2 protein-coding genes are annotated in these 9,296 nt (G+C 73.4%); both read right to left on the bottom strand.

Annotated features, from left to right (window positions below; translation table 11 throughout):
• A partial coding sequence (locus HNP84_RS50775) for a type I polyketide synthase (protein ID WP_185057368.1) occupies positions 1 to 2,363 on the bottom strand: 2,363 nt, incomplete at its 3' end.
• A 48-nt stretch (positions 2,364 to 2,411) separates the two neighbouring features.
• Positions 2,412 to 9,287 (bottom strand): type I polyketide synthase, encoded by a 6,876-nt coding sequence (locus tag HNP84_RS50770; RefSeq protein ID WP_221337786.1) that lies wholly within the window; start codon positions 9,285 to 9,287, stop codon positions 2,412 to 2,414.
• Between the last annotated feature and the right edge of the window lie 9 nt (positions 9,288 to 9,296).

Raw genomic sequence — 9,296 nt, 5'->3', positions numbered from 1 at the left:
AGAACCTCGCCGGTCAGGGCCGACACCAGCGGCACCGATCCGTTCTGCGGGCTGATCCCGTCCAAAGCGGCCAGGATCTCCTCCCGCAGGGCCTCGACCTGCGGCCCATGGGAGGCGTAATCGACCGGCAGCAGGCGAGCCCGGACACCGTCCCGCTCGCAGCCGGCGGCCATCTCTTCGAGTGCGGCGACGTCTCCGGAGACGACGGTGGCCTCGGGCCCGTTGATCGCCGCCACCGACACCCGGCCGTGCCACGACGCCGCGCGCGCCTGGACCGCGTCCGCGGGCTCGGCGATCGAGAGCATCCCGCCCCGGCCCGACAACGCGGTCAGCGCCCGGCTGCGCAGCGCCACGACCTTGGCGGCGTCCTCCAAGGACAGGATTCCAGCGACGACCGCCGCCGCGATCTCGCCCTGCGAATGCCCGGCCACCGCGCCCGGGTTCACTCCGGCGGCCTGCCAGACCGCCGCCAGCGACACCATGATCGCCCAAAGCGCCGGCTGCACGACATCCACCCGATCAAAGCTTGGCGCGCCCTCCCGCCCGGCCAGCACATCACCCAGCGACCAGTCCACATACGGAGCCAGAGCCCGCTCACACTCGGCCAACCGGGCCGCGAACACCGGCGACGACTCCGCCAGCTCCCGGCCCATCCCCACCCACTGCGACCCCTGACCGGGGAACACGAACACGACCGGACTCACCGCACCGGCCACCCCGCTCACCACACCGGCCGACGACTCACCCGCCGCCAACGCCGCCAACCCCTCCCGGCCCGCGCCGAGGACCACCGCCCGATGCTCGAACGTCGAACGGGTGGTCGCCAGCGACCAGCTCACATCCAGCGGATCGGCATCCGAAGCGGCGTCCAGGTGCGCGGCCAGCCGGGCGGCCTGGGCCCGCAGCGCCTCCCGGCTCCGCCCCGAGACCAGCCAGGCCGGAGCCTCGGTCAGCACCGGCGGGGTGGTGTCCGGATGTTCCTGGTCCGGTGTCTCGGGCTCGGCGGCCGGAGCCTCTTCCAGGATGACGTGGGCGTTGGTACCGCTGATCCCGAACGACGACACTCCGGCCCGCCGAGGGCGGTCGGCGGCCGGCCACGGCACGGCCTCGTTCAGCAGCCGAATCCGCCCGGCCGACCAGTCGATGTGCGGCGACGGCTCATCGGCGTGCAACGTGGGCGGCAGCAGACCGTTCTGGAGCGCCAGCACCATCTTCATCACCCCGGCCACCCCGGCGGCGGCCTGGGTGTGGCCGATGTTCGACTTCACCGACCCCAGCCACAACGGCTGATCCTCCGGCCGGTCCTGCCCGTAGGTCGCCAGCAGCGCCTGCGCCTCGATCGGGTCACCCAGCACCGTGCCCGTGCCGTGCGCCTCCACCGCATCGACGTCCGCCGCCGACAACCGGGCACTGGCCAGCGCCGCCCGGATCACCCGCTGCTGCGACGGACCGTTCGGCGCCGTCAGACCGTTCGACGCGCCATCCTGATTCACCGCACTGCCACGGAGCACCGCCAGCACCCGGTGCCCGTTCCGCCGCGCGTCCGACAGCCGTTCCAGTACCAGGACTCCGGCGCCCTCGGCCCAGCCCGTTCCGTCCGCGTCCGCCGAGAACGCCTTGCAGCGGCCGTCCTCCGCCAGCCCTTCCTGACGTGAGATCTCGGAGAACGCCGCGGCGACGGCCATCACCGTCACCCCGCCCGCCAGGGCGAGCGAACACTCCTGCGATCGCAGCGCGTGGGCGGCCAGGTGCAGGGCCACCAGCGACGACGAACACGCCGTGTCCACCGTCACCGCGGGCCCTTCCAGGCCCAGCGCGTACGAGACCCGGCCCGAGATGACGCTCGGCGCCGTCCCGGTCAACTGGTAGATGCCGGACCCGGCGGCCGCGCTCGCCGGGTACCCGGAATAGGTGCCTCCGGCGAACACCCCGGTGGGCGATCCTCGCAGTGATTTCGGGTCGATCCCGGCGCGTTCCAGCGCCTCCCAGGAGATCTCCAGCATCAGCCGCTGCTGCGGGTCCATCGCCAGCGCCTCGCGCGGACTGATCCCGAAGAAGCCCGGATCGAACTCGGCCGCGTTGTGGACGAACCCGCCCCGGCACATGGTGGAGTCGGAGTCGATCTCGATCTCGGTTTCCCAGCCCCGGCCCGACGGCAACCCGGAGATCGCGTCCGTGCCCGTGGCCAGCAGCTCCCACAGGGTCTCCGGGCTGTCGGCGCCTCCGGGGAGCCGGCAGCTCATCCCGACGATGGCGACGGGCTCCACCTCGCCCATCTCGAATTTGCGCAGACGTTCACGGGTGTCATACAACTCGGCCGATACCCGCTTCAGGTAGGCCAGAAGTTTTTCATTCTCTACCATCAGTGGTCTCCTTCAAGTCCAGTGCCGGATGCCCGATGAGCATCGGAGCTACGGCACCCCGAGTTCTTTGTCGATGAAGTCGATGACCTCATCGGCGGTCGCGGCATCGAGTTTGCCGACAGCCTCGTTCTCCTTCGGGATGTCGTCAGCACTGATCCATTTCGAAAGGAGGGTCTGCAGGCGGACCGTGATATCCGCGCGAATATCACTGCCTGCCGGTATGGCCGAAAGAGTGGATTCCAGTGCGTCGATTTCGGTGAACACCGGTGGCGCCGTGTCCTCGTCCTGGCGGATCGCGGCCCGAAGATGGGCGGCCAGCGCCGCCGACGTCGGGTAGTCGAAGACGACGGTGGCGGGGAGCCGCTGACCGGTGGCGGCGTTCAACCGGTTCCGCAGCTCGACCGCGGTCAGGGAATCGAACCCGAGGTCCTTGAACGCCCGCCCGGCATCGACCGCCGCGGCGGAGGGGTGGCCGAGCACCGACGCCGCCTCGGCCCGGACCAGATCGGTGAGCCTCTGCTCCTGGGCCGCCCGGCTCAGGCCGGCCAGGTGGCGGGCGAGATCGGTGCCGGCCTGCTCCTCATCGGGCGCCTCGGCGGCCGGGAGGGCGCGGACCTCGGGCAGGTCGCGTACGAGCGGGACCCGGCGCAGGTCGCCCATCCGGGACGCCGCCCGCGTCCAGTCCACGTCCATCACGGTCAGCACGCCGTCCGGACCGGCGTCGTCCAGCGCCTGCCCCAGGACCCGCAGCGCCAGGTCCGGGTCCATCGCCCGCAGCACACCGCGGTCGAGCCGCTGCCGCACCGCCTCGCCCGACTGCGCCATCCCGCCGCCGGCCCACACGCCCCAGGCCAGCGAGAGGCCGGGCAGCCCGCGACCGCGCCGGTTCCGCGCCAACGCGTCCAGGTACGCGTTCGCCGCCGCGTAGTTGCCCTGCCCGCCGCCGCCGAACGTCCCGGCCGAGGAGGAGAACAACACGAACGCGTCCAGATCCACAACGGCGGTCAGCTCATCCAGCACCGCAGCCCCGCCCGCCTTCGGCCCCAGCACCGTGGCCAGCCGCGAGACGTCCAACCGATCCACGACCCCGTCATCCAGCACTCCGGCGGTGTGGACCACCGTCCGCAACGGCGGCCCACCCGCCGCCATCGCCTCCAGCAGCCCGGCGACCTCCGCCCGGTCGGCGACATCGGCCGCGACCACCACGGCCGCGGTCCCGGCCTCGGCCAGCTCCGCCGCCAGCCCCGCCACACCCACCGCACCCGCGCCCGAACGACTGCTCAGCACGACCCGCTCGGCCCCACGCCCGGCCAGCCAGCGCGCCACCCGCGCACCGATCGCACCGGTACCACCGGTCACCAGCGCCGTCCCCCGCGCCACCCACCCCGGCCCGACGCCGGGAGCGGAATCGGCCCGGACCAGACGACGGCCCAGGACTCCCACATCCCGGATCGCCACCTGATTCTCCCCGCAACCGGACAACACCGCGCACAGCCGGTCGGCGGCCCGGTCGTCCAGGACGGCCGGCAGGTCGATCAGCCCGCCCCAGCGGTCGGGGTGCTCCAGAGCGACCACCTGCCCCAGCCCCCAGACCTGCGCCTGGAGCGGAGCCGTCACCGCGTCGGCGGGGGCGGCGGCCACCGCTCCCCGGGTGAGCACCCACAACGGCGCGGTAAGCCCGGCGTCACCCAGCGCCTGAACCAAGCCCAGCGTGCCCGCGACCCCGGCCGGCACCACGTCGAAGCCGGGCAGCGCCCCCTCACGCAGCGCCAGCAGCGACACGACCCCGACAGGCACGCCATCGGCCAGTGCCTCGCCGATCCGGGCGGCGATCGACTCACGGTCCACATCGTCGGGACCCAGCTCGACGAGCACGGCCTGCGCGCCCCGGGCCGTCAGCGCCCGGACACACTCCTGGGCCAGTTCGTCACCGGCACCGACCACCAGCCAGGTCCCCACCGGCTTGGCCGGCGACGGGTCGTGCACCGGCGCCCACGACGTCCGGTACCGCCAGCCCGCCGTGACCGACTCCTCCCGCTCGCGGCGGCGCCACGAGGTGAGCATCGGCATGAGGCCGTCGAGCCGTTCCTGATCCTCCACGGCCAGCGTCTCGGCCAGGGCCCGGACGTCGCCGCTCTCGATGGCCGCCCAGAACCGCCTCTCCTCGGCACTTTCCGGACCACGGTCGGTGATGCCCGCCGGGCCGCTCGGCTGCTCCGCGTGCACCCAGAACCGTTCGCGGGCGAACGCGTAGGTGGGCAGTTCGACTCGCCGCCCGGCCGGCAGGACGGCGGTCCAGTCCACATCGACGCCGTTGACGTGGGCGCGGCTCAGGGCGGCCAGCAGGGAGCTCTGCGCGGGCGTGTCCGGACGCTGGAGCGGGATGAACACCGGTTCCGTCGTGCCGTCGAACTCGTCGAGAGCGGCCGGGCCCATCGCCGACAGCGTCCCGTCGGGGCCGATCTCGATGAACACCGAAACACCCCTGCCCGAAAGCGTGGCGACGGCGTCGGCGAACCGGACCGGCTCACGCGCCTGCTGGACCCAGTACGCCGCGTCCGGGACCGTGATGACGGCACCGGTCAGCGTCCCCACCCAGGTCACGGCCGGTGCCGCGTGCTCCAGCCCCGCCGCCACCGCACCGAGATCGTCGAGCATCGGGTCCATCAGGGCCGAATGGAACGCGTGGCTCACCCGCAGCCGGCGCACCCGCCGGCCCCGCTCCCGCCACATGTGGAGCGCCGCGTCAACGGCGGTCTCATCGCCCGAGATCACCACCGACGACGGGCCGTTCACCGCCGCCACCGACACCCGGGACGCCTCGTCCAGCGTCGCGAGGATCTCCGCCTCGCCGGCTTCGATCGCCGCCATCGCGCCGCCCTCGGGGAGGGCCTGCATCAGCCGCGCCCGCGCCGCGACCAGCCGGCAGGCGTCCTCCAGGGTGAGGACGCCCGCCGCGTACGCCGCCGCGATCTCCCCCACCGAGTGACCGGCCACCGCGTCCGGCACGATCCCGGCCGCCGCCAGCAGCGCGACCAGACCCACTTCGACGGCGAACAACCCGGTCTGGGCGAACACGGTCTGATCGGCCCGCGGATCGTCCTCATCGCCGCTGAGGACGACGTCCCTGATCGGAAGGCCAAGCTCCGCCTCCAGCAGCCCGCACGCCTCGTCGAACGCGGACGCGAACACCGGCGACGCCGCATGCAGGTGCCGGCCCATCCCGGCCCGCTGCGCCCCCTGACCGGCGAACAGGAATCCCACTCGCGGCCGGCCGCCCAGCACGGTGCCGGTGACCACACCGGCCGCCGGCTCGCCGGAGGCCACAGCCCTCAGGCCCGGCAGGAGGTCGTCGCGGCCGGCCCCGGCGACGACGGCGCGGTGCTCGAACACCGAGCGGGTCGTCGCCAGCGACCAGGCCACATCGACCGGGTCCAGGTCCGGACGCGTGATCAGGTGGGTGTCCAGCCGCCGCGCCTGCGCGGACAGACCGCCGGAGGTGCGCCCGGACAGCAGCCACAGCGGCCATGGGTCGGCCAGCACCGCCGGTCCCGAGGGCGGACCGCCGACCTCGCCGTCCGCGGCCGGGTCGGGGGCTTCCTCCAGGATGACGTGGGCGTTGGTGCCGCTCATCCCGAAGGCCGACACCCCGGCCCGGCGGGGGCGGTCGCCGGCGGGCCAGGCCACGGCCCGGTTCAGCAGGCGTACCTCGCCGGAGGACCAGTCGATGTGCGGCGAGGGCTCGTCCGCGTGCAGGGTCCGCGGCAGTTCCTGGTGTTGCAGGGCCAGCACCATTTTGATCACGCCGGCCATCCCGGCCGCGGCCTGGGCGTGACCGATGTTCGACTTCACCGACCCCAGCCACAGCGGACGATCCTGCGGCCGGTCCTGCCCGTAGGTCGCCAGCAGGGCTTGGGCCTCGATCGGGTCCCCGAGGGTCGTGCCGGTGCCGTGTGCCTCCACCGCGTCCACATCGGCGGCCGACAAGCGCGCGTTGGCCAGCGCCGCCCGGATGACCCGCTGCTGGGAGGGACCGTTGGGCGCTGTCAGCCCGTTCGAGGCGCCGTCCTGATTGACCGCGCTGCCCCGGACCACGGCGAGCACCCGGTGCCCGTTGCGGCGGGCGTCGGAAAGCCGCTCCACCACCAGGACGCCCACGCCCTCGGCCATGCCCATTCCGTCCGCTGCGGCTCCGAACGCCTTGCAGCGGCCGTCTTTCGCCAGGCCGAGCTGGGCGTTGAAGCCGGTGAACATGACCGGGGTGGCCGCCACGAACGCGCCGCCCGCCAGCGCCAGCGTGCATTCGCCCGACCGCAGCGCCTGGATTGCCATGTGCAGCGCGACGAGCGAGGACGAGCAGGCCGTGTCCACCGACACCGCCGGCCCTTCCAGGCCCAGCACGTACGACATCCGCCCGGACAGCACGCTGCTCGACGTGCCGGTCAGCAGGTGCCTCTTGTCACCGTCCGCTTCCTGCTGCCGATCGAGGCCGTATCCGGACCAGGAGGCCCCGATGAACACGCCGGTCGGCGACCCGCGCAGGAGTCCGGGGTCGATTCCGGCCCGCTCCAGGGCTTCCCAGGAGGTCTCCAGCAGCAGCCGCTGCTGCGGGTCCATGGTCAGGGCCTCGCGCGGGCTGATGCCGAAGAATCCCGGATCGAACTCGCCCGCGTCGTAGACGAACCCGCCGCGAGGGACCTGCCCCGGCTCGGAGGCCGCGTCGTAAATGGCCGACATGTCCCAGCCGCGGTCGGTCGGCAGGTCCGAGACCACATCGGCGCCGCCCGCCAGCAACCGCCAGAAGTCCTCCGGACCACGCACCCCACCCGGGAAACGACACCCGATACCGACGATCGCGATCGGCTCATCCGAAACGGCAGCGGTCACGACCGCGACCTCGTCCCGATCACCCAGCAGCCGCGAACGCAGGAACCCTGCCAGCGCCGCCGAGGTCGGGTAGTCGAACACCAGCGTGGCCGGCAAGCTCATCCCGGTCGCGGCGTTCAGCCGGTTGCGCAGCTCGACCGCGGTCAGGGAATCGAACCCGAGATCCTTGAACGCCCGCCCGGCCGCCAGAGCCTCAGGAGAGGAGTGGCCCAGGACAATGGCCGCCTCGGTCCGCACCAAGTCGGTCAGCATCCGGAGTTGGTCGGCTCGGTTCAGGCCCGTCAGCCGGGCCATGAGTTCGGTACCGGCGGTTCCCTGCTCAGCCGCCGGCTCGCTGAGTGCTTCCCGGGCTTCGGGCAGGTCACCGATCAGCGGGCTGGCCCGGTGCACGGTCAGCACCGGGGCGAACCGCGCCCAGTCGATGTCGGCGACCGTGATCGGCCCCTCGCCCTGATCCACCGTCTGCGCCAGCACGCCGATCGCGAGGTCGGGGTCCATCTCCCGCAGGCCCATCCGCTGCAACATCGCCCCGGACCAGCCCTCGGCCATCCCGCCGCCGCCCCACAGCCCCCACGCCACCGACGTCCCCGCCAGCCCACGCGCACGGCGGTCCTCCACCAGCGCGTCCAGGAAGGCGTTGGCGGCGGCATACCCGCCGAGGTGGGAGCTGCCCCACGTCGCCGCACCGGAGGAGAACGTCACGAACGCGTCCAGATCCACCGCCAGCGCATCCAGATGCGCCGCGCCACCGGCCTTGGCCGCCATCGACACGCCCAGACCCGCCACGTCCAGGTCGGCCAGCGCGTCACCGCCACCCACACCGGCCGCGTGGAACACCGAACTCACCCCGGGCCCGCTCGCACCGATCCACTGGATCAGGGCGGCCACCTCGGATCGGACGGCTACATCACCGGCCAGCACCGCCACCGACGTCCCCGCCGCCGCGAGTTCCGCCGCCAGGGTCGCGATCCCGGTGGCAGCCGGACCGGAACGGCTCGTCAGCACCACCCGCTTCGCGCGCCGGGTCGCGGCCCAGCGGGCCAGCCGGCCACCGATCGCGCCGGTTCCCCCGGTCACCAGAACGCTGCCCCGCGGCGCCCACGCACCCCCGCCCTTCGGCCGGGGAGCGCGTACCAGGCGGCGGGCCAGCACGCCCGTGTCCCGGATCGCCACCTGGTCCTCACCCGACCCGGCCAGCACGGCGCACAACCGCTCCGCCGCCACGCCGTCCAGGACCTCGGGCACGTCGATCAGGCCGCCCCACCGGTCCGGGTGCTCCAGACCGGCGACCCGCCCCAGCCCCCACACCTGGGCCTGCGCCAGGCGGGCCGGTGCTCGCTCAGGCCCGGCCGCTCCCGAGGTCAGCACCCACAGCGGCGCGGTCGTCCCGGCGTCGCCGAGGGCCTGGATCAGCGCGACCGTGGCGGCCAGACCGACCGGCACCACCGGAGCGTCCGCCGGCGGCTCCTCGTCCAACGCCAGCAGCGACACCACCCCGGAGACGGCCTGCGTCCCGACGGCTTCCCGCACCCGGGCCGCGAGGGCTTCCCGGTCCGTCGCCGAAACCTCGGCCAGCACGACATCCGCGCCATGACCGGCCAGCGCCTGGACGCATTCACGAGCCGAACCCGCGCCCGCCGACCCGGTGACCACGAGCCACGTTCCGCTCAGCACGGCCGGGCGGCGATCGGCGACCGGAACCCAGGAGATCCGGTACCGCCAGTCCGCCGTGAGCGACTTGTTCCGCTCCCGGCGCCGCCATGACGCCAGTGCCGGCAGCACCTCCTCCAGGCGCTGCCCCTCCACCGCGAGGGTTTCGGCCAGGCCGGCCACATCGCCGTCGTCCACGGCCGCCCAGAACCGATCCTCCGCCGGGTCGCCGGCCCGGGTCCCGATGGGAGCCGCCGTCATTCCCTCGACCCAGTACCGCTCCCGCGCGAACGCGTACGTGGGCAGATCCACCGGCCGTGCGGGCGTCAGCACCGCCCGCCAGTCCACCGGCACACCCCGGACGTGCACCTCGGCCAGGGACCGCACGACCCGCTC

This window comes from Thermocatellispora tengchongensis, from assembly GCF_014202315.1.
Lineage (GTDB): Bacteria > Actinomycetota > Actinomycetes > Streptosporangiales > Streptosporangiaceae > Thermocatellispora > Thermocatellispora tengchongensis.
Note: the sequence above shows the minus strand (reverse complement) of the source record. Positions and strands in the feature narration are given on the sequence as shown.